This is a genomic window from Rheinheimera aquimaris (genome assembly GCF_020531985.1).
In the GTDB taxonomy this organism is placed as follows: Bacteria; Pseudomonadota; Gammaproteobacteria; order Enterobacterales; family Alteromonadaceae; genus Alishewanella; species Alishewanella aquimaris.
On sequence record NZ_JAJAVQ010000002.1, the window covers coordinates 395,394 to 422,382 of the forward strand.

At 49.5% G+C, this 26,989-nt stretch carries 29 protein-coding genes; 17 read left to right on the forward strand and 12 right to left on the reverse strand.

The annotated features are described in order from the left end of the window. The first annotated feature begins 39 nt into the window (after positions 1–39). Genes LHL18_RS06730 through LHL18_RS06740 form a run of 3 tightly spaced genes read left to right on the forward strand, consistent with a single transcriptional unit; the run spans position 40 to position 4,691 of the window. Entirely contained in the window at positions 40–1,287 is a 1,248-nt protein-coding gene (locus tag LHL18_RS06730) for a hypothetical protein (RefSeq protein WP_226766319.1), read from the forward strand. Continuing rightward, positions 1,277–1,867, forward strand: coding sequence for a condensin complex protein MksE (locus tag LHL18_RS06735; protein ID WP_226766320.1), 591 nt, complete (start codon positions 1,277–1,279; stop codon positions 1,865–1,867). The genes LHL18_RS06730 and LHL18_RS06735 overlap by 11 nt, the downstream gene beginning before the upstream one ends. Next, positions 1,860–4,691: an ATPase gene (locus LHL18_RS06740; protein ID WP_226766321.1), complete on the forward strand. Its 2,832-nt coding sequence runs from the start codon at positions 1,860–1,862 to the stop codon at positions 4,689–4,691. Before LHL18_RS06735 ends, LHL18_RS06740 begins: the two co-directional genes overlap by 8 nt. A 28-nt stretch (positions 4,692–4,719) precedes the next feature. On the opposite strand, the gene LHL18_RS06745 is transcribed toward LHL18_RS06740, so the two are convergent. From LHL18_RS06745 to LHL18_RS06770, 6 genes are all read right to left on the reverse strand, one after another. After that, positions 4,720–5,220, reverse strand: coding sequence for a hypothetical protein (locus tag LHL18_RS06745; RefSeq protein WP_226766322.1), 501 nt, complete (start codon positions 5,218–5,220; stop codon positions 4,720–4,722). 188 nt (positions 5,221–5,408) lie between these two features. Beyond that, positions 5,409–6,092, reverse strand: a complete 684-nt coding sequence (locus tag LHL18_RS06750) for a hypothetical protein (RefSeq protein WP_226766323.1) — start codon at positions 6,090–6,092, stop codon at positions 5,409–5,411. An 87-nt stretch (positions 6,093–6,179) separates the two neighbouring features. Then, on the reverse strand, positions 6,180–6,494 hold the full coding sequence (locus LHL18_RS06755; RefSeq protein ID WP_226766324.1) for a nucleotidyltransferase family protein: 315 nt from the start codon (positions 6,492–6,494) through the stop codon (positions 6,180–6,182). Continuing rightward, positions 6,487–6,897: a nucleotidyltransferase substrate binding protein gene (locus tag LHL18_RS06760; protein WP_226766325.1), complete on the reverse strand. Its 411-nt coding sequence runs from the start codon at positions 6,895–6,897 to the stop codon at positions 6,487–6,489. The genes LHL18_RS06755 and LHL18_RS06760 overlap by 8 nt, the downstream gene beginning before the upstream one ends. Positions 6,898–6,930: 33 nt before the next feature. Further along, positions 6,931–7,623: a hypothetical protein gene (locus LHL18_RS06765; RefSeq protein WP_226766326.1), complete on the reverse strand. Its 693-nt coding sequence runs from the start codon at positions 7,621–7,623 to the stop codon at positions 6,931–6,933. Positions 7,624–7,696: 73 nt separating this feature from the next. Continuing rightward, positions 7,697–8,248 carry a histidine phosphatase family protein gene (locus LHL18_RS06770; protein ID WP_226766327.1) on the reverse strand — a complete coding sequence of 184 codons (552 nt, stop codon included), beginning with the start codon at positions 8,246–8,248 and terminating at the stop codon, positions 7,697–7,699. 126 nt (positions 8,249–8,374) lie between these two features. Between LHL18_RS06770 and LHL18_RS06775 the strand changes: the two genes are divergently transcribed. After that, positions 8,375–9,085 carry a polysaccharide deacetylase family protein gene (locus LHL18_RS06775; protein WP_226766328.1) on the forward strand — a complete coding sequence of 237 codons (711 nt, stop codon included), beginning with the start codon at positions 8,375–8,377 and terminating at the stop codon, positions 9,083–9,085. Here the strand turns inward: LHL18_RS06775 and LHL18_RS06780 are convergent. Next, positions 9,051–10,268: an acyltransferase family protein gene (locus LHL18_RS06780; protein WP_226766329.1), complete on the reverse strand. Its 1,218-nt coding sequence runs from the start codon at positions 10,266–10,268 to the stop codon at positions 9,051–9,053. The genes LHL18_RS06775 and LHL18_RS06780 overlap by 35 nt on opposite strands. A 105-nt stretch (positions 10,269–10,373) precedes the next feature. On the opposite strand from LHL18_RS06780, the gene LHL18_RS06785 reads away from it, so the two are divergent. Further along, complete coding sequence (locus tag LHL18_RS06785) at positions 10,374–11,264, forward strand: LytR/AlgR family response regulator transcription factor (RefSeq protein ID WP_226766330.1); 891 nt, start codon at positions 10,374–10,376, stop codon at positions 11,262–11,264. A 90-nt stretch (positions 11,265–11,354) separates the two neighbouring features. After that, complete coding sequence (locus tag LHL18_RS06790) at positions 11,355–11,957, forward strand: hypothetical protein (RefSeq protein ID WP_226766331.1); 603 nt, start codon at positions 11,355–11,357, stop codon at positions 11,955–11,957. Positions 11,958–12,004: 47 nt separating this feature from the next. Here the strand turns inward: LHL18_RS06790 and LHL18_RS06795 are convergent, their stop codons facing one another. Then, on the reverse strand, positions 12,005–12,673 hold the full coding sequence (locus tag LHL18_RS06795; RefSeq protein WP_226766332.1) for a DUF4097 family beta strand repeat-containing protein: 669 nt from the start codon (positions 12,671–12,673) through the stop codon (positions 12,005–12,007). A 390-nt stretch (positions 12,674–13,063) separates the two neighbouring features. On the opposite strand from LHL18_RS06795, the gene LHL18_RS06800 reads away from it, so the two are divergent. Further along, on the forward strand, positions 13,064–13,489 hold the full coding sequence (locus tag LHL18_RS06800) for a CBS domain-containing protein (RefSeq protein WP_226766333.1): 426 nt from the start codon (positions 13,064–13,066) through the stop codon (positions 13,487–13,489). A 27-nt stretch (positions 13,490–13,516) separates the two neighbouring features. Further along, positions 13,517–13,846 (forward strand): four-helix bundle copper-binding protein, encoded by a 330-nt coding sequence (locus LHL18_RS06805; protein ID WP_226766334.1) that lies wholly within the window; start codon positions 13,517–13,519, stop codon positions 13,844–13,846. A gap of 44 nt (positions 13,847–13,890) precedes the next feature. Here LHL18_RS06805 and LHL18_RS06810 read toward each other — a convergent pair whose 3' ends face one another. Next, complete coding sequence (locus LHL18_RS06810; RefSeq protein ID WP_226766335.1) at positions 13,891–14,691, reverse strand: hypothetical protein; 801 nt, start codon at positions 14,689–14,691, stop codon at positions 13,891–13,893. Positions 14,692–14,855: 164 nt separating this feature from the next. Here LHL18_RS06810 and LHL18_RS06815 point away from each other — a divergent pair, with 164 nt between their 5' ends. Next, positions 14,856–15,923 carry a hypothetical protein gene (locus LHL18_RS06815; protein WP_226766336.1) on the forward strand — a complete coding sequence of 356 codons (1,068 nt, stop codon included), beginning with the start codon at positions 14,856–14,858 and terminating at the stop codon, positions 15,921–15,923. On the opposite strand, the gene LHL18_RS06820 is transcribed toward LHL18_RS06815, so the two are convergent. Then, the gene (locus tag LHL18_RS06820; RefSeq protein ID WP_226766337.1) at positions 15,886–16,281 is read right to left on the reverse strand and encodes an MAPEG family protein; all 396 of its coding nucleotides are present in this window, start codon (positions 16,279–16,281) and stop codon (positions 15,886–15,888) included. The two genes, LHL18_RS06815 and LHL18_RS06820, sit on opposite strands and share 38 nt — an antisense overlap. Before the next feature lie 78 nt (positions 16,282–16,359). Continuing rightward, positions 16,360–18,255, reverse strand: a complete 1,896-nt coding sequence (locus LHL18_RS06825) for an extracellular catalytic domain type 1 short-chain-length polyhydroxyalkanoate depolymerase (RefSeq protein ID WP_226766338.1) — start codon at positions 18,253–18,255, stop codon at positions 16,360–16,362. 257 nt (positions 18,256–18,512) lie between these two features. On the opposite strand from LHL18_RS06825, the gene LHL18_RS06830 reads away from it, so the two are divergent. Further along, positions 18,513–20,141, forward strand: a complete 1,629-nt coding sequence (locus LHL18_RS06830) for an amidohydrolase family protein (RefSeq protein WP_134052910.1) — start codon at positions 18,513–18,515, stop codon at positions 20,139–20,141. Between the two features lie 28 nt (positions 20,142–20,169). Here LHL18_RS06830 and LHL18_RS06835 read toward each other — a convergent pair whose 3' ends face one another. Continuing rightward, complete coding sequence (locus LHL18_RS06835; RefSeq protein WP_226766339.1) at positions 20,170–20,904, reverse strand: dienelactone hydrolase family protein; 735 nt, start codon at positions 20,902–20,904, stop codon at positions 20,170–20,172. A gap of 126 nt (positions 20,905–21,030) precedes the next feature. Between LHL18_RS06835 and LHL18_RS06840 the strand changes: the two genes are divergently transcribed. The 7 genes from LHL18_RS06840 (at position 21,031) to LHL18_RS06870 (ending at position 26,958) form a co-directional block, all read left to right on the forward strand. Further along, positions 21,031–21,825 carry a polysaccharide deacetylase family protein gene (locus LHL18_RS06840; protein ID WP_226766340.1) on the forward strand — a complete coding sequence of 265 codons (795 nt, stop codon included), beginning with the start codon at positions 21,031–21,033 and terminating at the stop codon, positions 21,823–21,825. Between the two features lie 144 nt (positions 21,826–21,969). Further along, positions 21,970–22,134 (forward strand): hypothetical protein, encoded by a 165-nt coding sequence (locus LHL18_RS06845; protein WP_226766341.1) that lies wholly within the window; start codon positions 21,970–21,972, stop codon positions 22,132–22,134. A 62-nt stretch (positions 22,135–22,196) separates the two neighbouring features. Further along, a complete protein-coding gene (locus LHL18_RS06850) occupies positions 22,197–23,204 on the forward strand; it encodes an MvdC/MvdD family ATP grasp protein (protein WP_226766342.1) in 1,008 nt (335 codons plus the stop codon). Next, positions 23,192–24,076, forward strand: coding sequence for an SDH family Clp fold serine proteinase (locus tag LHL18_RS06855; RefSeq protein ID WP_226766343.1), 885 nt, complete (start codon positions 23,192–23,194; stop codon positions 24,074–24,076). The genes LHL18_RS06850 and LHL18_RS06855 overlap by 13 nt, the downstream gene beginning before the upstream one ends. Then, positions 24,073–24,606 carry a MauE/DoxX family redox-associated membrane protein gene (locus LHL18_RS06860; protein WP_226766344.1) on the forward strand — a complete coding sequence of 178 codons (534 nt, stop codon included), beginning with the start codon at positions 24,073–24,075 and terminating at the stop codon, positions 24,604–24,606. Before LHL18_RS06855 ends, LHL18_RS06860 begins: the two co-directional genes overlap by 4 nt. Positions 24,607–24,617: 11 nt before the next feature. Further along, positions 24,618–25,175, forward strand: coding sequence for a hypothetical protein (locus LHL18_RS06865; protein ID WP_319004166.1), 558 nt, complete (start codon positions 24,618–24,620; stop codon positions 25,173–25,175). Next, positions 25,168–26,958, forward strand: a complete 1,791-nt coding sequence (locus tag LHL18_RS06870) for an ABC transporter ATP-binding protein (RefSeq protein ID WP_226766345.1) — start codon at positions 25,168–25,170, stop codon at positions 26,956–26,958. The genes LHL18_RS06865 and LHL18_RS06870 overlap by 8 nt, the downstream gene beginning before the upstream one ends. Positions 26,959–26,989: the final 31 nt, after the last annotated feature.

A 26,989-nucleotide genomic window follows, 5' to 3' on the forward strand; every position in this document is an offset into this window, starting at 1 on the left:
AGCCTTTTTATTGCATCAAGCAGGAACGCTTAGCAACGCATGATATCTCCGCGTAAAATCTTAAAATGCCTGGATGAACACTGGCAGGTTATTGAGGCCTTGATTGGCCGCAGTAACATGGGCAGCTTCAGCTTTCAGGATGTACAGGCGCTGATTAAACGCTTTAACCCCGGTTATTCCAGCGAGCAAGTCTTTAAAGAAGCGCAGCGCTTGCTGCAGGCTGAAGTGTTTATTCCGCTGGCCAAGTCCAGCCAGCTGGAGCTGAACCGTGCCGTGCTGGAATTTGCCGAGTATTTGCTGCAGGAACATAACCTGGGTATGGCCGAGGATATTCAAAGCCGTATCCATGAGCTAAACCGGCTGGCGCGTAAGCTGGAGCTGGCGGCAAAAGGCCGTGATGCCAGCGAATTAAAGCGCTTTATCTGGCAGATGGATGAGCGCATCCGCGAAGTGGTAAAACACTTTGCGAAAAACGAAACCGCCATTTTAAATCTGGTCGACAAAGCCAAAGCCGACGAGCGTAATTTATCCTTAGCACGGCGTTACAGCGCGGTAATGGAAGCCTTTGACGACTATATTGAGCCGATGCTGCAGCTAATTGATATCAACGGCCCGTTTCAGGCCACCATCGCTGGCCTTGAAGCGCTGCTGAGCGAACAAATCAGTGCGCTGGAAATCAGTGGTGGCCTAAGCCACGAGAAAGAATTATTACTGCAGCTGCGTACCCGCTTGCTGGATATGAACCAGATTGGCCGTGAAAGCTTAAGCCGCAGTGCCGATGCCTTAATGCCGCTACGCGAAGAGCTGCGTAAAAACACCTTGTTATCACGTAACGCCAGTGCCGTGCTGGGCTTAATGCGCAAGAAAGGCATTGATCTCACGCTAAGCCAGCTGCCGGTGGTAATCGCCTCGGATTCGCAGCGCTTCTCGCTCGGCAGTGCGAATCAGCTTACCAGCTATATGGCGGAGCTGGCTGATTATCAGCAAGCCGAATACCAGTTACCGACACAACAAGACGAGCGCGTGGCGCCGAATTTACAATTGCCGGATTACGACAGTGTGCTTAACAAAGCGCGAAGTAGCGGCACTATTAGCAATCTGGCGCGTTGGCTGGATGAAAGCTACCCGAATTTAGCGCTGGATGAGCTGCTGTATCTGTATCAGGCGTTAAGCCGTGAAGACGGTTTAGCGCTTAACCACAACAATCAGTCAGTTGAACTGACGTTACAACAGCATAAGTTAACCCTTTACCCGTTTTCGCAGGAGGCCAAGGCCGATGCATCTTGATTTACAAGAGCTGACCCAGCTGGCTGAGATCTATAAAAAGCTCAGCGGCGGTTACCATATCAGCGAGCAGGACTTAGCCCTGTGGCAAGAGCTGGACGCGCAGGAGCTAAGCTACAGCGCGTTATTCTCGGGCCTGGGCCATACACTAAAACGCGATAGCCGCGGCTTTTTCTATTTTGATGTCGATGATGCCAGTGCCAATATGGGTAAAATTTCCCGCTTATTTGCGCTGACTATCTATGCGCTGGTGGAATATTTCGCCGATCAGGGCCGTGACCCGCTACAAGCGCTGTTTGATAGCGAGCTGGACCATGAGGTGTTCGCCGCCATCGTGCAAAAGCAATATCACCTGTTTGAACAACTGGATATCTTCAGTGCCACCGATGTAAAACGTGAAGTGGCCAACCGCATGCTGCGTTTGGGCTTAGCCCGTGCCAGTGGTGACAATATCAAGTTGCTTGCGCCGGTACACCGTTATTTAGACGCCTTGCTGCAATTGGATGACGGCGCACCGCAAGGCTCCAGCGATACGGTGTTATTGGTTGATACCCCGGATACTGAGGAGATGAGCGATGTCTGAGCAGCTGTATGGCCTGACGAAGCTGGCGCTGTTAAACACCGCCGGTTATGCCAAATGCGTGATCCCGCTGGATCATGCCGCCTCGATATGTGCGCCGAACAACACCGGTAAAAGCTCGGTGATTAATGCACTGCAGTTCCCATTGATTAACGATTTACGCTTAACCGAGTGGGACGGCCACGACCTGGATGAAACGCGTAAGTTCTACTTTGGCTCGGATCAAAGCTATATCCTGCTGGAAGCGAATCTGCCCGATGGCAAAGTCGTGATCGGTGTAGCGGGGCTGGGTAAAATTGCCGGCTACAAATACCAGTATTTTTGTTATCAGGGCGCACTGGATTTAGACCACTTTATCGCCGGCAACAGCATAGTGAAATACAACAAGCTCGATCATGTATTGCGCGAAAAAGGCCTGGACCCGATTGAGCTGAAACCGTCCGAGCTAAACGCCATGCTGACCGGCGGCGCCACGCCTTATGACAGCCGGATTAATTTGCGCATGATCCCGCTAAATAACGTGTCAGATGCACCGGTGTATAAAGATATTTTCCGTCGTATTCTCAATCTGCACAAGCTGACGGCGCAGGATGTAAAACGCTTGCTGCTGCCGGTATTCGCCCGCCACTTAGGTGACCCGAAAGTCGATTTTTATGCCGTTTGGCATGGCGCCTTTGAAAAGGTTAACCGCGACCGGCGCGAGCTAAAAGCACTGCAAAGCCAGCAAGAAGGCGTGACCGCACTGGAGCACATGCTGGATGCGCGCTCAGTTTATAAAGGCAAACTGGCCGCCTTTGCGCCAAAGCTTGATATCGCCTTAAACGACTACCAGCAGCACTTTGACGATCAAACCAGCGAGCTTAGCGTACAGCTGGAAGATTTACTCAGCGAAAAGCAGCAGTTGGAAGAGCGTCAGCGCTTATTCGTCGGCCAGATTAAAGATTTAGGCAACCGCCAGCTCGAGCTTAGCCAATGGTTTAACCAATATGATGCGCTGCATAGCCGCTTTGAACTCGCCAGCAGCGAGCAGCTGGCGACTAACCTAGGCAATATCCGTAGTGACTACGAGCGCTTAAGCCACAGTTTACAAGGCGCAAGTTCGGTGAATCTGGCAACCTTACAGCACCAGCTAAGCCAAACACAGAAGCAGCATAAAAGCGCCAAGCTGCAGCTGAAAAACCTCGAGTACAATTTGTATTCACGGCTGCGTGAAGATTTAAGCCTGCCAGAAGTACAGCAGATCACTAAGCTGCTAAACCCGGATTTATTGTCTCTGTCTACCGCTAAAGGTGGTGAGGTCGAGATCACCGACGACAGTGTCTTTAGCAACCTGCTGGAGCAACTGGCCGATTGTATTAAAGGCGGCAAAGCGCATTTGCCGGGCGCCGTTATCGATTTAGCACCGCTGCACAGTGCGCCGGATATGACCAGTGCCGAAGATAAGCTGCAAATTAAGCAGCAAATCGACGCCTTAGAGCAAAGCTTGCATACGCTGACGCAGCAAATTGAAGTGGCGGCCGACTTAGCCGGTAAAACCCGCGAAAAAGAGCGGCTGTATCAGGATATGCTGCAGGCCGAGCAGGACGTAAAAGATTTCAGCCGCTACCAGCAAATGCAGCAGCTGCTGGATGATCAGCAACAATTACAGGCGGCGCTGGAAGAGGAAGAAGCCAGTGTGCAAAGCCAGTTGGATGAGGTGCAGCATAAGCTGGCCAGCCAGTCTGACCGGCGTAATTTGCTGAACAATAAGCTGGAGCAGTTAAAGCGACAAAAAGAGCGCATTGATCAGGAAAAACGCGAGCGCCGTGACCACGAGCTGGAGCTGTACAGCGGCCGTGTTACACCTTATATGATTGATATCATGCTGGATTTCGATAATTTAGCCGACAGTATCCGCAGTTTTAACAAAGACTGTCAGGAACTGCGCCTGACCGAGATGAATATCGCCAACACTTATCAGTTTATCTACAACGCCGGTATTACCAAGTTTGAGACCGAAAGCGATACTGAGCTGAAGTACCAGAAACTGATTGAGGCCTTCCATCATCTGGATAAAGAGCGCGATGCGATAGAGCGCCGTGCCCGGGTGGCATTAACCGAAGTGGCTTCGACGTTAAAAGGCCTGCGTAACGACTTAAACCGGCTGCACCGCGAGCTGAATAGCTTTAACCGCGGTATCTGGCGCCAGCAAATCTCTAACTTAAAAGACTTTAAGATAGAGATAGTCGATCGCAAGTTACTCGTGGGCCATATCGATACCATTTTAAGCACCTCAGAAGCCTACGAGCAGGGCGATACCTTCGACTTGCTGGCTGGCAATACCATGGCCGAGCGCGATATTAACGCTGCCCGCGATTACCTGGTGCAGGCTGCCAGCGAGAAAGGCGGCCTAACGCTGTCGGATTTATTCGACATCCGCTTTAAAGTGGTCAACCGCGCCGGTGGAGAAGAATACTTCGACAAGATAGATTCGGCCGGCTCTAACGGTACCCGTATTACCATTAAGCTGCTGTGCGGTATGTTGTTTATCCGCCAGTTACTGGCCGAACGTGAGCGCGGTAAATACCGTATCCCGATTTATATCGACGAAGCGGCCGATATCGACCCGCATAACCAGCAGGCGATTATCGAAACCGCACTCAGTTTTGGCTTCGTGCCCATTTTTGCCTCGGTGAAACCGCAAACCAGCTGCCGCTACATCGTGCCTATCCGCACCGTCGCCGGCGGCGCACAAAACTGGGTCGATGAAAAAGACTGGATAATCTGCCAGCCGGTGCAGCCGGAATTGCAGCCGGAAGAGGTAGAAACTGAAGTAGAACCAGCTTAATTAAAAAACGCCGCGAAAGCGGCGTTTTTTATGGCACTAAGAGCCACTGCAAAGCAGGCATAACAGCACCAAAACAGAAAGACAAACCAAAACAGGTTTTAGTTACTCCAGTGAAATTAATTAAGTCTGATGTAGGCAATAACTTCTTTTCAATAGTGATATTTAGGGCTTTATTATCTTTAAGCCAGTTATCCAGTGGTGTTTGATTGCCGGTATGTTTCAAATTGATGAAAAACTGACGACAGCTTGTATTAATAAACAAACTAATGGCTATTGGCGTTGAGCGGCGGAATATCGGGATTTTTCTCATATCCCATATGTTTGCTTTTATGCATTCTATATCCGCAGTGTCGATTTTCAGTGACTGGCGTGGTTTGAACTGAACGTTACTTTCCAAAGTCCATGGCGGGAAAAGTAAAAAATCTTCATCCAGAATGATGGGTCTGCTTAATCTTTTAATTAGTAAGACAGCCGCGATAACATCGATAAATGCATAAAGGATCAAAGATGCCAAGCTAGCAAGCATCATAAGAGCGCTTTGCGGAATGGCTGGAGCTAGAAAATACGTTGCTGTTTCGAAAAACGTAATAAGCCCTGCCGTGTGCAGCAAAATTATAAATACGGCCGTCTTTGGGCCTCAGGCATAAGCAAACGTTGGATATACCTTCATTGCTTTTTTAGACACAGCATCCGATTGAGTTGAGTTGGGATTCATCGTTACCACAATATCAGTAGCAGCAAGCTGCCAAACATTAAAATAAACATCAGGATGATCAAAATCGTATAGGTAGAGCCCCAGCGGCCTTGAGCAACAGTGTGAAGCAGTCGCGCATCACCAAAATTTGCCTTGTTTTCAAACACCATGTCGCAGGGCAATGACTTTAAGGCTTGTAGTAGTTTGTTTTTATCAGTTATTACGCCTTCAAACATGAGTTTTTTAGCATCAAGGTAAATATGTTGATGATAAAACTGCAGGCAAATCGTGTTTATAGCATCAAACTCACTATGTTTTGACTTTAGTGTATAGCTGTAAATGACAATCCTAAGTAGGTCTTTAACATCAATTATGCTGTCTTGTGCTAGTTGATTATCTTCACTGTGTATAAGCCATTTGGGAATAAATAGCTGTGATGCCGTGATCTTCAATGGCTTTACCGTGCCTGGCATCAGATAACGAGATAGCAAATAATCCATAGCCACAACAACGCAGTACGCAAGTCCGGGGCTAAATACAAGCAACATATACTTAACTTGAGGCACCCTGCCGTAATCAAAAAACAGCGGTAAAAAGCTAATCAGCAAGAACAGGCTGATTAACTGTAGCTGCGATCTTCTACTGCAATGTCGGATATATGAAGGATAAAAAATGTATTCGTTGAGTCTGTATGATGTCAAAGCCATCCATGCCCTGGAAGTAGTAAGAAAACGACGCGCAGAAGATACATTGTATTTACAAGTTTTTCCAGCTACTGCAAATCACTTTGTAGCCTAGCGGGCAGTTAAGATCAGCTTTTGTTCTGCAATAACCTGCCGAAACCGCTGTGAGGTTGTCGCCCAGTCAACTAAATCCACTTTCCAGGGCAGGTCTGATTCGCTAAAGGCTTCAGCTACTTCGGCCAGCAGCGCTAACGGCAGAGGTGTATCACTGATAATGGCTAAATCTAAATCCGAATAGGGTTTGGCATTGCCTTTTACCCGTGAGCCAAAGGCCCAAACTTCGTTATTTGGCAGGTAGCGCTGCAAAATGGCGTTAACTTGCTGCCATTCATTGTCACTAAGTTGTAAGCCTGCAGGTTTAGCCACGGGCCAGACGCTCGGTTAATTGTGTGGCCAGAAACTGCGCTTCAGTAATAAAAGCAGGTATGCCTGCGACAACCTGCAAGGCGATATCTTCATCATAGGTATGACTGGTTTTGCTACGCATATCGCGATACCCGCGCCAGGCTGGCCAGTCGCCTTGTAGCAGGCCTTGCTCATTGGCGGTGCGGATCAAGTCAGCAAAGGGCATCACATCAAACTGATCCGGCGAAGCGGAGCTTTGTTCAAGATAACGTTTCAGCATTTTGTGGCTGATTTCATAAGTAAATTCAAAGCGCTGCACCAGCCCATCGCGGATTTGAATGTCGCTGATATCCTGCTGATAACGTGCCCAGCCTTCTTGCAGGCGGGCAAGGGCGTTGAGTAACGGGCTAATATCTAAAGACATATCATTCCAGCTTCGCATCGATAGTAATGCTGTTTAGCTTACCCCAGCATGGTTGCCCTTGCCAGCACTGCAGCGCAACAGGCTGATACCCAGCCAGATAAACCAGATAAGCTGCGTTAGGCCGAAAGCATCTTTTAGATACGGCACGGTGTGCAGAACGGTGAGAATACCTAGGCCACCTACGACCAACCCTAATAGATGCAGCACTATACTAAAGCGCTGTTGCTGTAAACCGCTAATGCTGAGCAGTAACACCCACAGCCCGCCAACTAATTCAATGCCTCCGCCTAAGGCTTCGGTTAGCAAATTGCGGGTGTTATACAGTGCCAATGCTTGCTGCGGATCGCTCTCCATTAAGCGAAATACCATTTGCAGGCCAATTAGCGCCACCATGCCAGATGCCAGCATCAGCACCAGCCAGACATTACCAAAACGCTCGGCCAGCCGGAAAAGTGCAGACGGCCTGTTGGCAAAAACCTGTTGCAGAGTCTGCAGCAGTATCGCCAGCAGTACACCAAACAGCAGATAGCCAATACCATAGCCGCTGGCGACCAGCAGATGGTGCTGCTGCAAATACTGAATTTTTCCAGCAGTATCCAGCCCTTGCGGCATCGACAACATGCCAAAGAAAATAACTGCCATGGCCACATAGCAAAGTGCCATGCCAATAGCTGCAATGCCCCCTGAGCGTAAAAGTGTGGTGTTGTTTGATATTAGGTTTGTCATCAGCTGCATCTGCGGTATTAAAAATTGGCTATAGCATAGCGTGTAGCCTATGTACTGGGTATGTCGACTTGTATCAGGGTGTGTTTATCCGCGCCAGCACAGTAGCAGGTTGTGTCAAAGGCAAGGCGATGATGGCGGCTTCGCCTGAGCGCGGGAAGATACCAGTTAAGGCGGTGAAGTTAACCTGATGGGTTACCAGTACCGTTGGTTGTGCTGTCTGAGTGATCGAGAACTGCTGCAACAGTGCTTGAGTTTGTTTATCACCATCGCCGCGGCCAGCGAAAAAAGAGTTTAGCACCGGCAATGGCTTGGGTGGTGTTAAACCCATCAGTTGGGCGGTGTCGAGACAGCGGCACCACTGGCTGCTATAAAGCGTGATATCGCCGCTGTGCTGCTGGCGTAACAGCGCACCCCAGCGTTGGGCCTGTTGTTGCCCTTCGCTGCTAAGGTTGCGCTGGGTATTGCAATCCTGCAGCACAAAACCCGCCGGATCGCCGGTGCCCGGCGCCAGGGTATGGCGCATCAGCAATAGCGCTTTGCTCTCACGCCATGCCTGCCAGGCGGAATTGTCAGCATAGCCGGCAACTGGCAGTAACAACATTAATACAAGATATAAAGCTCTCATCTTATCAACGTCTGTTTGCAGGTTATATTTGCTACGTACTAAAGCCAGGATCAGTTTAGTGCGCTGCTCAGCATTAATTCATATAGCGCTGATAGCATGTTGACTGGTTATCATGGAGGATGAAAAATGCGGAAAATTCTGGTCATCGCTGCGGCATTTGTTGCTGCTGTGTATGGTTTATGGCAACTCTCATCTGCCCGCAGTTTTCAGCTGTTTGGTGAGCTGATACAGCGGGTTGAAACGGATGACAAGGTAGTTGCGTTAACCATTGACGATGGCCCGTCAAAGCGCTACACCAATGAGATAGTGGCGTTACTGGCACAGCAGCAAGTTAAGGCAACGTTTTTTATTACCGGTAAAGAAGCAGAACAAAACCCTGACGAGGTGCGGTTAATTTATCAGGCTGGGCATCAGTTGGGTAACCATAGTTACAGCCATCCTCGTATGCTGTTTATGTCGCCCTCGGCCGTGGTCAGCGAGATTGAACGCACCGATGCGGCTATCCGTGCTGCCGGTTATCAGGGCGAGATTTTGTTTAGGCCGCCCTATGGTAAAAAGCTGCTTGTATTGCCCTGGTATCTGGCACAGCAGCAGCGTAAAACCATCATGTGGGATCTGGAACCCGAAACTGACCCGACGCTGGCTGCTGATGCGCAGGCGATGGCGAATTACGTCATTGAACACACCCGCCCCGGCAGCATAGTGCTAATGCATTTGATGTATCAAAGCCGGCAAAGCTCACGTGAAGCTTTGCCGCTTGTCATCAAAGGCTTAAAACAACGGGGCTACCGCTTTGTTATCGTCAGCGAATTACTTGCGATGCCGTTGCAGACTTAAATGCTGGCAGTGCTACTTTCAAACCAAACAACCAGCGACTAAGCCAAAAGCGCTTCACTACTTCATAGCCAGCCCAACAACCCAAACAGGTTAGCAGCACCAACAATACGGCTTCAACGCCAACCGGCAGCGCCAGCGGTTTTAGCCAGACTGCGAACACTACTATCAGTGTCTGATGCAACATATACCAGGGCAGAATGGCATTGTTGGCGTAGTGTAGTAGTTTTCCGTCTTTATCTGCGGGGTTGGTGCGCTGGTTTAGGTAGCGTCCGGCATAGCCTATCAGTGCCAGGACCCATCCCCAGTGATTTAGCGCCAGTACAGCACCGACCAGCAAACGGCCGCTAACTGACTCGCCAAAGCTGGTCGGCAGGCTGTCAAAAGCACCATTGCGGTCGGCAATGATCAGGCTGTAACACACCAGCGCTGCCAACAAAAACCAGCGGCGACATAGGATAACCTTCTGCCACCAGTTGCCTTGCAAGGCAAACAAATAACCGGCAATAAAGACGCTGAAGTATTTAGCATGGTTATACCAGTCATTTATCAGAGCATGGCTTGAAGGATAAGCCTGCCGCAGTGTAAACCAGGCAGAGATCAGGCTGGCCATCACCAACAGCAAAGCCATGCTGCCCGGCAGGGGTTGCAGGTATTTCGCCAGTGTATTAAGTAACGGCGCGATAATCAGCACTAATACGCTGTAGCACCACAGGTAAGGCAAAAACCACAGGTGGTTCCAGGTTAACAGGCCAATAGGGCTGTGATGATCACGTAATAACTCCGTATTCGGGTTGATGTACTGCCACCAGAAACTGAAATAACCCGGTTCGATCAGCTGTTGTGATAAGGCTTCATAATAAACCTGCGGCACCACAACGATAAACATGCCGCATAGCAGCGGGATTAACAATCGGGAGCTGCGCAGGGCAATCAGCGTGAGTTTGGCGGTGTGCTGTTGTGCCAATGCCAGCGCCATAGCGCTGATAAAAAACAACAGCGACATGCGCCAGGGGTTGGTTAAGATCATCAGGTTTTGCAGTGTTTCGCTGGTGATGTCACTTTTTACATGCCAGCCCCAATCGGCGACATAATACATACCGATGTGATATAGGATCAGCAAGCCAAAGGCCAGTGCGCGCAGCCAGTCCAGATCGTAACGGCGTTGAGAGAAATGTGATGCCATAACAAAGCTCCGTGGTAATAGTTGCCTCATTGTGCGCTGTTGCACTAGCATGCAACACAGACAAATGGCGCTGCGGTGGGCTTTAGGGATAACAGGTGGCTGAGTGTGACAAGCGGTAAAGCAAAAAGTATGTTCGAGCGTTTTGACCAAAGGCCAAAGCTGTATAGTTATCTGTTGCTGGTGCTGTATTTCTTTATCAATGCGGCTATAAATGCCAGTTCGGTATGGATGGAACACAGCCGTGATCCGGCAAATAGTTTATCGGTATGGGAGCCGATAGTGTGGGAATACAGCAGTGCCATCAGCACCTTGCTGCTTTGCCCGTTGTTGTTTTACTGGTTTAGACGTTACCCGCTGCAAATAACTAACGTAAAACGTCAGCTGCTGGCTCACCTGCTGGGTAGCTTGCTGTTCTCTTTATTGCATGTTGGATTGATGGTGGCGTTGCGAGAGCTAATTTATCACTGGCACGGCAGTAACTATAACTTCGGCCCGCTGCTACGCGAGTTTTTCTATGAATACCGTAAAGATGTATGGGGTTATATCTGGTTTTTGCTCAGTTATCAGCTGCTGATGTTTGGTTACAGCCGATTAAAAGGTGAAGCACATCAGCTGGATATGGCTGAAGACAGTGTGGAACAGACTACAGAGCAAAAAAGCCAGAAAGCGCCGGAGCATTTTCTGGTTAAAAAGCTGGATAAAGAGTTTTTGATCCGCACCGATGAGATTGAATGGCTCGAAGCCAGTGGTAACTACGTCAACCTGCACAGTAAAGGCCGGATTTATCCGCTACGGGCTACGCTTGGCAATACGCTAGAGCTGTTAAGCAGCAAAGGTTTTAGCCGGGTGCACCGTAGCTTAGCCGTAAACCATAGCGCTATCGAAAGTATTAGTTACGATAGCAGTGGTGATGGTGATATTTACCTCAAATGTGGCAAGCAGTTGTCGTTGTCACGCCGATACAAAGAAGCCTTTAGGTCAGAGCTTAATCATTGATGCCGGTGGCTGGTTATATTTTTAAAATGCATTACAGTATGCTTGCAAGTGAATTACGATAAAACATACAAAAATGTAACGGGGTGCATAATGAAACTATTGCCTATATTGCTGCTGTTGACCACGGCGGCGTTAGCTGACACTGAGCCTGTAGATCCGTTGCTGGCGGAGCTGGAAGCGCTGACAGAACGTATTGGCGAGCGTGAGCCAACTGCCGCCGAACAGCGGCAAATGGACGACATTATTGAGCGGATGCAGCAGCGCGGTGTGGCAGAGATGCAGCAACTGGTTGATGGCATGATAGATGCCAGTCAGGGCACAGGCGGCAGTATCAGTTTGCCGGTGTATCCACAGGCGCAATTGCTTATACACATTCCGGCTAGCGGCTCAATGACGTTAGGCGATGAGCAATATGCTACCTTGCCCGGGGTGTCTTTTGTGACGGCGGACACACCTCAGCAGGTGTTGGCGTTTTACCGCCAGCAACTACCCGGTTATAAATTACACAGACCATCATTACTTGTTGATACTGACGTAGCACTGATGCAGCAACTGCCTGCTGGTTTTGACTATGCACGGCATACTGGCAGAGCAATGAGTATTCCACATGTTTATATTCAGCCTGCGTCTGATAATGAAAGGCGCAAGCTGGCAGGCGCTAAAACCTTGTTCTTTGTTTACTATCCGCAGTAAAAAAGCATAAACCGGTGCGGCGTTATACCGCACCGCAATACCCTGACTTAGCGGCCATCGTTAATGTCGTACACCACTTTATCTTGCATTGCCGGATTATCCAGCTTCAGCTCTACTTCCTGTTGCAGCAAAATGCGGCCTTCTACTACCACATCTGCACCAATATGCAGACTAGGTTTGCTATCATTACGCCAGCCAAAGAAAGATTTCTTCTTACCGCGCGGTTTATAAATAACATCGCCTTTTACCACAGTGTTGCCGGTCAGCGTGATATCGCCGTTTACCGTGCTGATATCCTGCTCCACTTCACCGCTATCCAGAGTAATGTCGCCATTTACCGTATCAATATTGCCACCGATCTGCGCTTTGCTGCCAAGACGAATTTTACCGTTCACCGTCTCCAGATTTGTCGCTACCTGTAAGCCGCTACCGGTTTCAATACTACCGTTTACTGTTGAACCACTGTTGATGCTGACGTTATCGCGTATGTCGACGCTACCGTTGACTACTGATACATCGTTGGCACTGCTGTTACTGGCCATCTGTACGCTGCCATTGACCAGTGAAATGTCGCCATAATGCTGATTACTGCCCACTACTGCTGAGCCCAGCACTTTATCGATAGTGGTTGGGTTACCGTCAGCAAAAGCCGGGCTGACAATACAGCCAGCAGAAATAGCCAGAGTAACAGCAGCAACTAAGGTAGAAAGTTTCATATTGGTGTCCTTTTTATTGTTAGGTTGCCTTAAGCTTTGCAAAGGCTTTGCCAATTGTAACTTTATGAAAAGAATGAACTTATAGTTTTCTGCTGCTTTTGTACTGTTAAGTTTTGGCTATTTTGTAGCGAAATTGACTAACGTTGGGTGCCCTCTCAACTCAGGCTGCCAGTTAGTTAGGATGCCGGGTAATATTTACCTGTCACGGTAAATATTACTGCAGGCAGTGCCGATCTCCATTCGCTGTTACGCGCTGCAAGGGCAAATATCTGTGCTGCAGCGCCGTTTTTGCCTGCGTCAGACTGGCATGATGTTCGCTTTGATATCACTGCACCGCTTGTGGCTATCTGCAGCAAGCACATACCGCCCTTACAACAAAAGGAGTCCAGTATGAATATCAAAGACATTATGACAACCAATCCTGTGCTGATTAAACCATCAACCACTATTAAAGAGGCCGCTGCCTGCATGGCCAGGGAGGGAATAGGCTTTTTACTGGCCGGCGAAGATGACGAGCTAAAAGGTACACTTACAGACCGCGACATAGTGTTGCGGGCAGTCTCAGCCGGTAAAGATATTGAAAGCACTACAGTTGAAGACATCCTGACCGATGATTTGCTTTACTGCAAAGAAGGACAGGATATAGAAGAAGTGGCCCGTAATATGGGTGAGAAACAGGTACGGCGTCTGCCCGTGGTAAATGCACAGAAAAAACTGGTTGGCGTGGTTAGCCTGGGTGATCTGGCAAAGTACTTGAAGCCGGAAACAGCAGGCAAAGTGTTGAACGATATATCAATGAAATTCAGCGGTCATTAGATTTAATAATTTGAGGGAGACATTACTATGTCACATCAAAAATACCGGGTTTGCATTGACGCTTGTCAGAAATGTGCCAATGCCTGCGACCATTGTTCTACCGCTTGTTTGCAGGAAGATAATGTGGCGATGATGGAGCGTTGTATCAGGCTGGATATCGATTGCGCAGCCTTGTGCCGGTTTGCCGCCGCAGCAATGGCCCGCAGCAGTGAGCATGTCAGTGATATTTGCCAGCTATGCGCAGAGTTATGCGAAGCTTGCGCCGCCGAGTGTGCTACGCATGAGCATGACCATTGCGTGGAGTGTGCAGATGCCTGCCGCAGCTGTGCACAGGCCTGTCAGGCTATGGTAGCTTAAGCATCCCGCCAGTAGTTAAGCCCGGCATTGGCCGGGCTGTTTAATTAACTTACACCGTAAAGCCTGAAGGCAATGTACTTGCTCATCGCGATATGCAGCGTAAATTTGCCTTGTGGCGATTTACCTGCGTGCCCGAGCAAGATAAAGTCCGCGCCGCTTAACGCATCCAAATCTGTCAGCTTAAACCGGCGTATTAAGCTGTAACGCAAATCAGCATCGATAAATACACTTGGCTCTTTACGGTAGTCGCCGGTGTTTAACCACAGCTCATCGTCCACTGGGTTTTCAAACTCGCGCTCATTGACATTGTTTATCTGGCCCCAGAAAATATACAGTGCCTGTAAATGTTTATCGCTGATGTCGTTGATATGTACCAGATAATCGGCCAGCTTGCCGGCTATCAGCTCCCGCCCGGCAGCTGTCAGCAGCTGAATTTTCTGCCCTTGGTTGGCAAAATCGCGGTTACGGCACAGATGGCTTAATAACTGGCGCAAAGCGGTACTAACATCATAACCGTCGACGCCGCCAAGCTGCGGCGCTTTTATGCTTTGCCACAAACCCGCAGGCGCATAGCGGGCAGAGGGCTCGCGTACCTTGTCTGTTTTGTTGCTGTCAGTCGTATCATCTTCTGTATTCAGTCGCAGTGTTGCGGCTTCACAACCTTGCTGGTGATGTGCAGCAAAACAGGCCGCACGGTTGATGTTTTCGCTACTGACTTCCTTGATAAACCAGGCTTTTTCTCCGCAAAGCGGACAAAGCAATAAGCCGCGATATTGCTCAGCCGCTGTTTGATATTCGGCTGTACTGATTAAGCGGTTGTCACTAAGGTATCTGGTCTGTTGCACTGAGATTCCTGCGCTTTGCTGTGCATGCTGTACCTAAGCTAAACATTATTACCTTACAGAGCAATAGCTAACGGTTGCGTTGATCTATGCTGTACAGGTGCAGCGAAAATATGTTAACTGTTAGCGCTGTGTAACAAACTTGGTTTTGCATAAAAGGATCAAGCATGCAATTGGCAAAAGCGGTTGGGTATTTGCTAAAAACGCTGGTGATACTGCTTGGCGCTGTAGCTACATGTTACTTGTTGTTGCTGGCCATTAACTGGCAGGATGAACAACCTTCGGCTGCGGCGCTGGTGTTACAGCAGCACCTGCAGGCGCCGCCGCAGCTGAGCCAGGATAACAACGGCTACCGGTACTTTTCTGACCACAGCGCAGATAACGAGCTAAGCGTATCCGCGCTACTGGCCAATCTGACCCGGCAATGCGGCGGCCAAGACTGCCACAGCGCGTTGGTTGAATTGCAGCCACAGCTGGCTACTGTAATTGCTGAGCACCAGCCGATGGCCGATTTTTACCGGCGCTTACAACAGTTTGAGTACTGGTATGAACCGGTGCCTGCCACCATGGATGTCATACCGTCTTACCAGCCACTGTTACAGGCACAGCAGTTGTGGTTGTTAAAGGCCTGGCAGGCAGCCCTGCAGCAAGATACTGCAGCAGTGCAGTCGCTGCTACAACAAGACTTGCAGTTCTGGCGCCGCACTCTGGCTAGCAACCAGTTATTGCTTGGCAAAATGGTCAGTGTCAGTGCAATCAAAAAACATTTTGCTGTGGCCAGTATCATACTGCAGCAGCTGCCTGTAGCTGTGCGCGGCACCGCCATGCCTGCTCTCTGGTCACAGCCTTTTGACAATATAGAACTCAGTCTAGAGCAAGCGCTTGCTGGCGAATGGGCTTTTGGCAATATGGTCATTAATACTGTGCTGCAGCCAGAGGCGGTGAAAACTGAGCAAAGCCTGACGGATGCAACAGTATTACTGTTACTGCAGCCACTATTGTTGCCGCAGGCCAGCAGTAACGACCGGGCCAGTTTGTTACTGGCACAAATAACCGCTGAAACGATGCCAGCAAGGCCCTGGTACAGTGGTCTGTATAACCCTTTAGGTAAACTGGTGAACAGCGTTGCGGTGACGGATTATGCCGTTTACCAGCAGCGGCTGCAGGAATTGGAGCCGCTGCGACAACAAGCTGTACTTACCACAGCAGCAAGCGTGAACAGTACAGCACAATAATAGCGATGGCGGATAGCAGCATAACGCTGAATGTCAGTATCATGCCAAATACCCGAAAGCCCAGCGGCTCTTTCATCTGGCGTACACCCCAGGCATGGCTTAAGCGGCCTATGATTAAGGCGACACCCAGAATATGAATATACAGCGGCGCCAAACCACTGTACTCAGCCAGAAACATCAGCAGTAAAGCAAAAGGAGCGTACTCGGCAAAATTGCCATGCACCCGTATGGCCCGCTCCAGTGCCATTTCGCCATTGCTGCCGATCCCAACCTGGTATTTGCGACGTTTACCGACCACTTTAAAACTCATCACGATATAAAACAGCGCAAGCAGTGCAGCATATAAAGCAGTTGTCATTGCAGGGTTCCTTAATTAAAAAGCCCGTTAGTAGTTACGGGCTTTAGCATAACGTTGTTTTAACGATTTTACAGCATCTTACTGTGGGCAATTACCTACTTGCCAGTAATCGCTGTTGCTTGAGTGTAAAGTGTTGATACCCCAGGTAGAGCCCGCTAATGCCGTATTGCTGCCGCTGGCAAAGTAATCCGGTGCATAAGGGTTTCCTGTGCTATAAGCCCGGCCAGCCAGTTTATGGCTATAGTTGTTGGTGCTAAATTGCACACAGTCTGCTGGTTGTGGTTCGCTGTCACCACCGCCGTTGTTGCTGCAACTTTGTGTCGGGCCAAAACAGCTGCCGTCATCATCCTGCCAGCGGCATTGATTGCCGCTTACGTGCTGTTCGCGCAAAATAAAGCTGGCTGTGCTGTATTCCAGATAACAATTGGCATAATTGGTATAGTCCAGCCGGCCAGCGCTGATATGTTGATCCAGTGTAGCGTTTTGCCCGGCATCAATATCAAAGCTCACCTGCTCAGTTGTATACAGGCCTTCATTATCAGAGGCTGTAATCAACACTGTGTTGACACCTCCGGGCAGATTGCAGCCACGGGCACTAAACTGGTCGCCCGTTATAGTGGCATCGACCCTGCCGTTGGAAAAGTCGGCACTGACACCGGCCAGATCCCGGTTCAGATCAAATACCCGGCCGGTGGCGGTAGCGCACTGGCCGTCTGTTGTTACATTAAGATTGGTGAGTTCAGGTGCGCTGGCTGGTGGTGGTGGGCCAAGTAAGACCGATGTCTGGTACGGCGCACTGCTCAGGCCGACATTGTCGGTCGCGATAACTGTCAGCTGGTACCAGTCGTCAGGCAGCGCAGGGCTGCTAAGGTTAAAGTTGCCGTTGGCATCTGGCACTGCAGCGACATCTTGCGTCTGATTCAGGCTATCGGTAAAGCTGGCACTGACAGTAATGCTGTCGCCATCTGCATCGCTAACGTTGCCACTGACATTAATAGTGCTGTTGTTCTGGTTGACAATGATATTAGTCAGCTCAGGTGCGCTATTACGGTTTACTCTCTGGTTATTGTCACGAAAATACTGTCCAAGATAGCTGGCATAGTTAATACCACTGCCACTGATATAGGCCCCGCTGGCGCCCTGACCACCAGACCAGGCGTGATTAACATTATTAAGCCACAGCATGGATACCCGGCCATCCTGCCACAGGCTTTCATCGGCAGTGCGCCCGGCACCTTCGCTAATCAGGTTTTCGCCACTAAGCCGCGCGACGTTGTATAAGTCGGCCATGCCGGTGGCATTTTGCTCGTTGTAACACAGATTCACCGTGGTATCGCTACGGCCCTGGGCAATAGAGGCTATCTGACTACTAAAATGGCTGGCGTAACTGCCGGCATATTGGGCACAGCGACTGGCAACATCAGCGCTCTCGCAAGGGCCTAAAGCGCCGTTGGAACTGGTGCCAATACTGGGGCCTGCACTGACGCCCATGCCGGCAAAAATGTCCGGCGCCAGGCAGGCCGTAGTATTGGCGAAGGCTGCGCCGGAAGATAAACCGGCGATATACACCTGATTCGGGTCAATTTGATAACTGCTGTTAGCCGTTAAGGTGGTGGCAAGTGATATCAGATTTTTGTAGTCGCCAGCGCTACGCGCTTTAGTACCCTGCCAGTAAGACCAGCAGCCGAAGCCGGCTTTATTCATAGCGTCCGGCACCGCGATCACCAAGCCATATTGTTCTGCTGCCTGCGCCAGATTGGCTGTCAGGTAAGCATCAACAGCCTGGGTGCAGCCGTGTAAGACCAGCAGCAGGCCCCGGCCCTGGCCGATGGCTGAGACCGAATCTGGGGTGTAAATATGTACCTTATTAAAGCCGCCTGTGGCGACATTCTGTTGCCAACTGCCAGCCAGTGCGCTAAAGCAGCTTGAAGCAAGAGCCAGAGCGGCTGCAGCATAGTAAGCATGTTTTTTCACGTCGTCTTATCCTTATCATTGTTATTGTATGACCCGGAGGCGACGCAGCTTTACACCTTGTTACCAGCAACCCCTAAGCTACAACCCCCGACGCTCCTTACTATAGGAGTGATAACCTTAAAGCGGTTTAGTACTTTAGTGCTGTGGCTGGCATGCAGCGCATACGGCCGAATGCAGCATTTCCCCGTTAAGATGACTGCGTTCTGACCAAGCGACGTTATATAGTGGAGACAATAACAACAATAAGAGGTGACATAATGCGCAGAATTACACCGCTGTTTATGATGGCTGCGATACTCAGTTTACCAGCTGCTGCGGCGAGCATTGCTCTGACCGGAGTAAATCTGATAGACGTTGAGGGGCTGACGGTAAAGTCCAATCAGACAGTTTTGCTACAGGATGACAGAATTGCAGCCATTCAACCCGACAGTAAAGCTATTCCCAAACACTATACAAAGGTCGATCTGACCGGCAAGTACGTGCTGCCAGGCTTGATTGATGCGCACGTGCATCATGCCACCGAGCCGGAAGGCTATAACAATGCCGTTATCACACATCAACGCCTACAAAAACTGCTGCGTGGCGGTGTCACCTCTGTGCGCGATATGGCCGGTGATGTGCGTGTGTTGGCGGGACTTAAACGCAGTGCTGAGCTGGATTTAATTCAGGCACCGGATATTTATTATTCAGTCATTCTGGGCGGCAACAGCTTTTTCAGCGATCCAAGAACCGCAGCGGCAGCAAAAGGCAAAACGCCTGGAGAGACCGACTGGATGCGAGCTGTTGATGAAAACACTGATGTAGATGCATTAATGCAGCGAACCCTTGGCAGTGGGGCTTCGGGGATAAAAATCTATGCCGATGTCCCTGCTGCCACAGTAAAAAAGCTTGCGGCAGCGGCCAAACGGGCTGGCTTAAAAGTATGGTCTCATGCCTATATCGGGCCGGATAAACCTTCCGCAGTGGTTGATGCTGGTGTTGAAGTGATATCACATGTGCCGGATCTATCCGCTGAAGTGATTGGCGATTATAAAGCCTGGCGGCGTAAAAATGCTGAAATAGATGGTGCCGTTAAAACTGCTTCATTCGACGCCGCACGCTACACGGAACTGCTCAAAAGTATCAAGCAGCACAATACTATTCTTGATGTGACACTGACAGTGTTTGAACAACACCGCAACCAGGGACCAAACCGTGAAGTGATGTTTCAGCATGGTGTCTTTCTAACCAAGTTAGCGCGCGAGTTCGGTATCACCTTGGCTGCAGGCACTGATGCGTTTGATGATACAGTGGCATTGCCGATGTTGCATCACGAGTTACGTTTACTGACAGAGCTGGGCGGTCTGACGCCGGCGCAGGCGCTGCAAGCCGCCACTCTTAATAGTGCCAAAGCAATAGGCATTGACAAGGATGTAGGTACGGTTGTCGCAGGTAAAAAAGCGAATTTACTGGTATTAAACACTAACCCGCTGGACGATATTCGCCGCAGCAGCGATATTGCGCATGTGATTAAAAATGGCCGCTTCGTTTACCGTGGCGATGACGAGCGCTTACCATTCTCAGCCGCCCGTGAGGCTGGCGGTATGCTGTGGTTATCGGGGCAGATTGGTAATTTCCCCGGTACTATGACGCTGGCGGGTAATGACATCACAAGCCAGATGACTCAAGCGATGGACAACATTATGGCAGTGCTGCAGCAGCATCATTTAACGACAAAAGATATTACCAAGTGCACCCTGATGCTGGCTGATATTAAAGACTGGGCCAAAGCCAGCGAAATCTACAAAGGCTATTTCACGGCACCATTGCCAGCACGCAGCGCTTTTGCTGCCAGCGGGCTGGCGCTGAACGCTAAGGTAGAAATAGAGTGCGTCGCCAGCCTGTAATAACAAGCTGGCATGGTCAGCTTGAAACTTACATGCGCTGAAACAGTTCCCGGGCTTGCTGGTACACCCAGAGTGCCAGTGCCGGGTCATAGCGTTCACCTTCATCACGCATAAACGCATGCTGGGCGTTAACTTCGTGCCAGCTAAAGTTACAACCGGCCTGCGTTAGTACCTGATATATTTTTGCCCGGCCTTCTGCAGGGATATGAGGGTCTTGCTTCCCCCAAATCATCAGCAGTTCTGCCTGTATCTCACTGGCGCAGTCCAGCGTCTGTTTCGCACTACCGATCAGTAGCGTGTTGCTGTGCAGATCGGTGGCGTACAGGCAACATGCGGCATTTACCGCCGGGTTTAATGCCGCCCGAAATGCCAGATGGCCACCAATACAGACGCCCATAGCACCGGTTTTGCCGTTAAAGTCACTACGTTTTTGCAGGTAGCTGAGCATGGCCGCATTGTCGCTATCGTAGCTACTTAAAGGTTTAGCCCATTTATCAGCATTACCTTTGTCTTTGCCTGCATCATCGTAAGCCAGCACGGTGCCTGCGGCATTTAATTCATGGAATACTTCCGGCACCAGCACCAGAAAGCCCTGGCCGGCCATCATTGCGGCCGTGCGGGCAATAGGCGCGGTGATCTGAAAAATTTCTGAGTAGAACAGTATGGCCGGGTAACGCTTGTTACTGTTGTGCGGGCGGAATAACTGGCAGCGCATGCTGCCGGTAGCGGTATCCAGGGTCAGCCATTCAGAGGTAATTTGCATGATCTATCCGGTTCTAGCAGTCTTGATGGCTATGGTAGAGCATTGCAACCGGCTTGTCTGCGTGTTGCTGACATTTACTGTAGCGCTTCACTGGTTTAGGGTAGTAACAGCTAACCGGAGAACCCTATGTCGAGAAGGATTATTTATGCACTGCTGTGCAGTGTTATCGCCAGTTCGGTCAATACCGTTCAGGCCGGATTCGCCTGGCCAAATGGCGCAAAGGCGGCCGTTAGCCTGGCGTACGATGATACTTTAGCGTCGCAGCTCGATACCGCTTTGCCTGCGTTGAATGCGCATGGGCTTAAAGCCAGTTTTTACCTGCAGTTGGCCAGCCCTTTGTTAACAATACGTTTGAGCGACTGGCGCGCTGCCGCCAGACAGGGGCATGAACTGGGTAACCATACGCTGTTCCATCAATGCTCTGCCAGCAAACCGGGCCGTGATTGGGTAGCGGCTGAAAATGATTTGGATAAACTCAGTGCGCAGCAGCTGGTTCAGCAAATTCGCTTGGGTAACAGCATGCTGTTCGCTATTGACGGTGAAACCGAGCGTACTTTTACCGCTCCGTGTGGTGATGCGCTGGCAGGCGGCCAGCCTTACCTGCCACTGCTGGTTAATGATTTTGTTGGCATAAAAGCGAAGATTGGTGGCATCGTCGCCGATATGGCGCAGTTTGATGTGTATTCTGTGCCGGTTATCGCCCCGGTGGGCAGTAGTGGTGCAGAGCTGATAGATCTGGTTAAACAGGCGGCACAGCGCGGTACCATGGTCAATTTTACTTTTCATGGCATAGGTGGCGATCATCTCAGTGTATCTGACCAGGCCCATGAGGAATTGCTGGCCTATCTGGCGGCGAATCGCGATATTTACTGGACAGACACTTTTATCAATATTGTGCGCTATGTGAAAGCCAGTCAGTAAATAAAGTTAACTATAGATAAATTGTTTGAAATTTTAATTGTTGATAATTTGTTTTTTGTGTTGACCGGGTTAATTTATGGCGGTAGTTTTGTTTTTCTCTCGTTGTTTTTGGAGAGAGTGTTAACAATATAACAAGGTGAACATATGAAAAAGCAAAACGAAAAAAAGCTATTTGCATTTAAGTTAGCCGAAAAAAATCAAGCCGCTAAAACTGATACGCAATGGAAAGCCCGGGATGGGGTGGCTGTTGCTGGCTGCACTGGTCCTGTCAGAAACTTCCGTTACAGTGACAGCGGCATGTATTGCTAAGTCTTGTTGATGTTTAAGCCTTGCATTGCAAGGCTTTATATTAGCGTTTGCAGAGAGTAGTGATGACAAAGCGCGTCTTAATTGTCAGCAACAGTTTCGACCTTCATGCGGATTTAGTTACCCCTTATCTAAATGATTACCACGCTGAGCCGTTCAGAATTGATCTTGATTGTTTTCCGCGAGACTATCAGATTGTGCAGTTATTCTGGCATGGAAAATTAATCAGCAACATTACTCATCTACCGTCCGGACAATGTTTAAATTTAGATGAAGTTGGCGCAATCTGGCTAAGAAAGCCGGCAGATTATGCATTTATCAGCAACGATCTGGCACCACAGGAACTGGCATACGCCAAGCTGGAAACTGAACACGCCTTATTTGGCTTATTGTATCCGCTGGATTGTTATTGGATGAGCCATCCTATTCAATTACGTGGGGCTATGTGGAAAGCCGAGCAATTACATCGGGCAACAAAGTTTGGTTTTAATGTGCCGCGCTCGCTTGTTACAAACTGTGCACAGCAAGTACGGGTATTTAAACAGCAAGTACCCGGCGAGATTATTTTCAAGCCATTGTCGTCTTCGTCACTGGCGGCTGACGCAGTAGCCGAATCTGAGCGTATAGCAGAAGGTATTCCGACTACTATTATTGACGATGCCATGATGAATAATCTGGAAGCTGTCAATGAATTGCCCTGTCATTTTCAGGAATATGTTGATAAACAATATGAGCTTAGAGTGACGGTAATCGCAGGAGAAACTTTTGCCGCTAAAATACATTCTCAGGACGATGTCAGAACCGCAGTAGATTCAAGAGACATCTCCGCTAACATTATTTATGAAGCAACACAGTTGCCTGCAGACATTGCGCAGCGGTGTCGGGAATTTGTCAGCAGTTACGGTTTAAATTTCAGTGCGCTGGATCTTATCGTTACGCCACAGGACGAATATGTATTTCTTGAGAATAACCCCAATGGTCAGTTTTTGTATGTTGAGCAGTTAATTCCTGAGTTCCAACTGGTCAAAGCTGTGGCCGCCACACTGGCAGCGGAGGCGCAATGCCGCAGTTAATCGCGCAGCCCATGCAATCCCTGCTTACTGAGTTAGAGCTTTATCGCAATAGCCGCGTTTTAGTGCTGTCAGCATCCCAACTCGATATGGGCTTGCTGCCAAAACTGTATGAGCAATTGCTTGCTATAGGCCAAACAAAACGGCTGGATGTCGTGTTGCAATGTCACGGTGGTGAGGTTAACGCGGCGCGACGTATTGCGTTGTTATTGCGTCAGTTTACCGCTCATCTAACTGTGATAGTGCCTTATTATTGCCAGTCGGCAGCTACGTTACTGATCTTGGCGGCAGATGAAATAGTGGCCGGGCCAATGGCCGTGTTTTCACCATTGGATCCGCATCTGGCAGGCAATACTGATGCTGAAGGCGGTACATCAGCTCTGTCCTGCCAGGATATAAAACAGTTCAATCAGATGGCGCGGGACTGGTTTGATATCAATATTGATGAAAACAAAGTGGAGCTGTTGTCGATGTTATGTGGCAGCATTTTTCCACCAACACTCACCGCATTTTATCGTACAACACTGGAATTAAAGCAGATAGCAGCGGAGTTGTTGCAGCACCAGTTGCCAATGGTGGATCCGGCTACGCGCTTAGCCATTATTGAAAAATTAATGTTTGGTTACCACTCGCATAGCTATGCCATGACACGGGATGAATTGAAACAACTGGGGCTGCAACTGGCAACGGTGCCTGATATCGACACTTTGGTTTGGCAAATGTCAGTCAACATACAGCAGCAAGTAGGCGGTGCTTTACGCCAGTCAGCAGATCAGCCTTGGCAGGACGTGCTGCTGGTCAGCCGTGACCTGCGTCACAGCAGGTTACAAAATGAAAACGGTATGGCGCAGTGGACACAGGGCAATTCAGAATGATTAGCTATGCGCCATTTCTGGCTGAGTTACTGCGTTTCTATCTGGGTTTTATCCTGTTGGCGGCTGCCTGGGGGAAAAGTCGTACTTATACGTATTTTCTGTCGCAACTGACAGAGTCTTTTCTTATTCCTCCAGCGGTAAGTCGTGCTATTGCCCCCTGTATTTTGCTGCTGGAATGGGTTCTGGCGTTAGGTATATTGTTGCTCAATAGTCGCTGGGCAATAGCTGTGGCCGCGGTGTTGTTCACGTTATTTAGCTTGGTATTGTTACAGCGCTATGTTAGCGCCGGTGCGGTTAAATGCAGTTGCTTTGGCGAAACGGATCGCCCGGTAACGGATTACGATCTGATGCGTAACGGCTGGTTAATAGCTGTTTTTCTGGGCTGTTTCTGGTTAAATGACACGGCCTTTCGTATCGCTACACCACTGCAGTTGTTAGCTGCTGGCCTGGCAGTGTTGGTGGCCCTGATAACGGTAAACTTCAGCGATATTATGCTGCAACTGTTTGATACCGCAGAGGCTGGGCGCTGATGGACGCCGCAGTGATGTACATTGTTCTGGGCATCATGTTGTTCAGTCTGACATTAAATCTGATGCTAACACTGAATATCATGCGGGTCTTGCAGCGTTTACCCATGGCCGAAGCACTGCCGTTAACGCCGCCGCTGCAGGCTGTGATACCGACAATGTCGGCGACTTTATTACATACCAAACAGCGCATAAGTTTTAATGCCGGCGAACAGCCTGCAGTGCTGGTGTTTTTATCCAGTCATTGTCCTAAGTGTGAAGAAAAGAAATCCGAGGTGGAAGCGCTGTTGCCGCTGGCCGCCGCTGCCGAACTGCATGTCTGGCTCGTAAGCAGCGAAAGTTCATGGCGTGTTAAACGGTTTTTATCCAGTGCTGCTTTGCAGCAACGTGCGGTATTTACCCGGCCAAAGCATTACAAAGCGCTAAACCCCAGACAAGTGTCGCCGTTCTATTTATTTATTGACCATGAAGCCCGCCTGCAAGCGGGCGGCACCTTAGGCGATGAGAACTGGCAAAGTTTTCGCGAACAGATGCTGGCCATTCAAGTGGCAACCGGAGAGCAGGGTGAGTAAACCTGAATCCGCTAACAGAAGCCGGCATTACAAACGTTTTATGCTGCTGCAAGGTTATGGCGCGCGTTTAATGCTTGGGTTAGTGATAATGCTGCTGACCGTTGTCATTCAGCTCAGTTACCCTAAAGCACTGGCTTACTTTATTGACAATATTAAACTGCAGCAAGACAGCAGTTGGTACAGTACTTTTGCCATTGTCATGCTACTGCTACTTTCTGTACAGGCAGTGGCCACCGCAATGCGTTACTACTGTTTCGAGTCAACGGGATACATGATTGTCAGTAAGGTCAGGCAGCAGGTATATAATGCCATGCTCAGTCAGCCGATAGGATTTTATGACAAGCACAATGTTGGTGAGCTGACTAACCGCTTATCAGCAGATGTTGAGATACTACACGACACTCTTACGATGGGATTAGCGATCTCATTAAGGGCTGCGCTGACCTTTGTAGGCGGTGTCGTTATGTTGTTGTTAATTTCACCTGCACTTAGCCTGATGTTAGTGTTTTTTGTCCCCTTAAGTTTGTACCTCGGGCGCTGGGTGGGCCGGCGGATAACGCAACGGGCCAATGCCATGCAGCAGCAACAGGCATTATGCGGCAAGGTTGCCCACGAGCATTTCTCCAATATTCGTTTAGTGCATGCTTTTAATCAGCAAAAAACGGCAAGAAGTGCTTACGCCTCTGCGACCGACAGTGCACTGAATGTGTCCGTCGCTTGCGCAAAATTTTTTGCATACTTTCATGGTTTAACGTCTTTCCTGACTTATCTGACTTTATTGGTAACGCTGTGGTTTGGGGCAACCTTGATCAGTAGTGGCAGCCTGTCGATAGGGGAGCTCACCAGTTTTATCCTATACGCCGGCATGGTAACCAGCGCTGCTTCTGCTATCGGTGATTTCTGGACTGAGTGGATGCGGACTATTGGCGCAACAGACAGAGTATTTGACATTATTACAACTGCAACACCTGAAGAGCCAGCCCAGCAAACACCTCTGGTGTTAGCCGGTAATGTCAGTTTCGACAATGTGTCTTTTGCTTATCCAGAGCGTTCAACGCAGCGGGCGTTACAGCACATCAGTTTTACCGTCAACGCCGGTGAAAAGGTGGCGTTAGTAGGTTCTTCAGGTGCGGGTAAATCCACTATCGCTAACATGATATTAGGGTTTTATATGCCGTGCGAAGGCTGTATTACGTTTGATAACATCACTATGCAGCCGTCAAACGTAAAGTGTGTTAGGGACAACATTGCCATTGTGGAGCAGGAGCCGTCGTTATTTTCCGGTAGTATCTACGATAATATAGCTTTTGCCGTCGCTGGACGTGAGGTGAGCGCCAGCGAGATTGTTAAGGCCGCCGAACTGGCAAACGCCGACGAATTTATTCAGCGTTTTCCCGACGGTTATCATACGGTGGTCGGTGACAGGGGAGTGCAGTTGTCAGGCGGGCAGAAACAACGTATCGCCATTGCCAGGGCCTTATTACGCAACCCCAGAATTTTGATTCTGGATGAAGCCACAAGTGCGCTGGACAGCGCCAGCGAGGCTAAAGTGCAGCAAGCATTAAGCACCCTGATGACCGGGCGTACTACATTTATTATTGCCCATCGTTATTCCACTATCGTTGAAGCTGATCGTATTCTGGTGTTGTCAGATGGCCATATAGTGCAGCATGGCTCACATACAGAGTTGATGCTGCAGCAGCAAGGTTTGTATTTCCGCTTGATGGTTAATCAACTAGCGCAAAATGCGACTGCCGGGCAGCGGATCGCCAACGCAGTGTAAGTGTTATTTCCTCCCGCCTTAAATAGATAGC

Coding starts and splice junctions, on each gene's coding strand:
- LHL18_RS06830 (WP_134052910.1), top strand. CDS start 18,513: ATGCGCAGAATTACACCGCTGTTTATGATGGCTGCGATACTCAGTTTA.
- LHL18_RS06840 (WP_226766340.1), top strand. CDS start 21,031: ATGTCGAGAAGGATTATTTATGCACTGCTGTGCAGTGTTATCGCCAGT.
- LHL18_RS06820 (WP_226766337.1), bottom strand. CDS start 16,281: ATGACAACTGCTTTATATGCTGCACTGCTTGCGCTGTTTTATATCGTG.
- LHL18_RS06800 (WP_226766333.1), top strand. CDS start 13,064: ATGAATATCAAAGACATTATGACAACCAATCCTGTGCTGATTAAACCA.
- LHL18_RS06735 (WP_226766320.1), top strand. CDS start 1,277: ATGCATCTTGATTTACAAGAGCTGACCCAGCTGGCTGAGATCTATAAA.
- LHL18_RS06815 (WP_226766336.1), top strand. CDS start 14,856: ATGCAATTGGCAAAAGCGGTTGGGTATTTGCTAAAAACGCTGGTGATA.
- LHL18_RS06795 (WP_226766332.1), bottom strand. CDS start 12,673: ATGAAACTTTCTACCTTAGTTGCTGCTGTTACTCTGGCTATTTCTGCT.
- LHL18_RS06730 (WP_226766319.1), top strand. CDS start 40: ATGATATCTCCGCGTAAAATCTTAAAATGCCTGGATGAACACTGGCAG.
- LHL18_RS06740 (WP_226766321.1), top strand. CDS start 1,860: ATGTCTGAGCAGCTGTATGGCCTGACGAAGCTGGCGCTGTTAAACACC.
- LHL18_RS06745 (WP_226766322.1), bottom strand. CDS start 5,220: ATGATGCTTGCTAGCTTGGCATCTTTGATCCTTTATGCATTTATCGAT.
- LHL18_RS06850 (WP_226766342.1), top strand. CDS start 22,197: ATGACAAAGCGCGTCTTAATTGTCAGCAACAGTTTCGACCTTCATGCG.
- LHL18_RS06770 (WP_226766327.1), bottom strand. CDS start 8,248: ATGAGAGCTTTATATCTTGTATTAATGTTGTTACTGCCAGTTGCCGGC.
- LHL18_RS06760 (WP_226766325.1), bottom strand. CDS start 6,897: ATGTCTTTAGATATTAGCCCGTTACTCAACGCCCTTGCCCGCCTGCAA.
- LHL18_RS06860 (WP_226766344.1), top strand. CDS start 24,073: ATGATTAGCTATGCGCCATTTCTGGCTGAGTTACTGCGTTTCTATCTG.
- LHL18_RS06780 (WP_226766329.1), bottom strand. CDS start 10,268: ATGGCATCACATTTCTCTCAACGCCGTTACGATCTGGACTGGCTGCGC.
- LHL18_RS06855 (WP_226766343.1), top strand. CDS start 23,192: ATGCCGCAGTTAATCGCGCAGCCCATGCAATCCCTGCTTACTGAGTTA.
- LHL18_RS06765 (WP_226766326.1), bottom strand. CDS start 7,623: ATGACAAACCTAATATCAAACAACACCACACTTTTACGCTCAGGGGGC.
- LHL18_RS06775 (WP_226766328.1), top strand. CDS start 8,375: ATGCGGAAAATTCTGGTCATCGCTGCGGCATTTGTTGCTGCTGTGTAT.
- LHL18_RS06805 (WP_226766334.1), top strand. CDS start 13,517: ATGTCACATCAAAAATACCGGGTTTGCATTGACGCTTGTCAGAAATGT.
- LHL18_RS06790 (WP_226766331.1), top strand. CDS start 11,355: ATGAAACTATTGCCTATATTGCTGCTGTTGACCACGGCGGCGTTAGCT.
- LHL18_RS06750 (WP_226766323.1), bottom strand. CDS start 6,092: ATGGCTTTGACATCATACAGACTCAACGAATACATTTTTTATCCTTCA.
- LHL18_RS06835 (WP_226766339.1), bottom strand. CDS start 20,904: ATGCAAATTACCTCTGAATGGCTGACCCTGGATACCGCTACCGGCAGC.
- LHL18_RS06845 (WP_226766341.1), top strand. CDS start 21,970: ATGAAAAAGCAAAACGAAAAAAAGCTATTTGCATTTAAGTTAGCCGAA.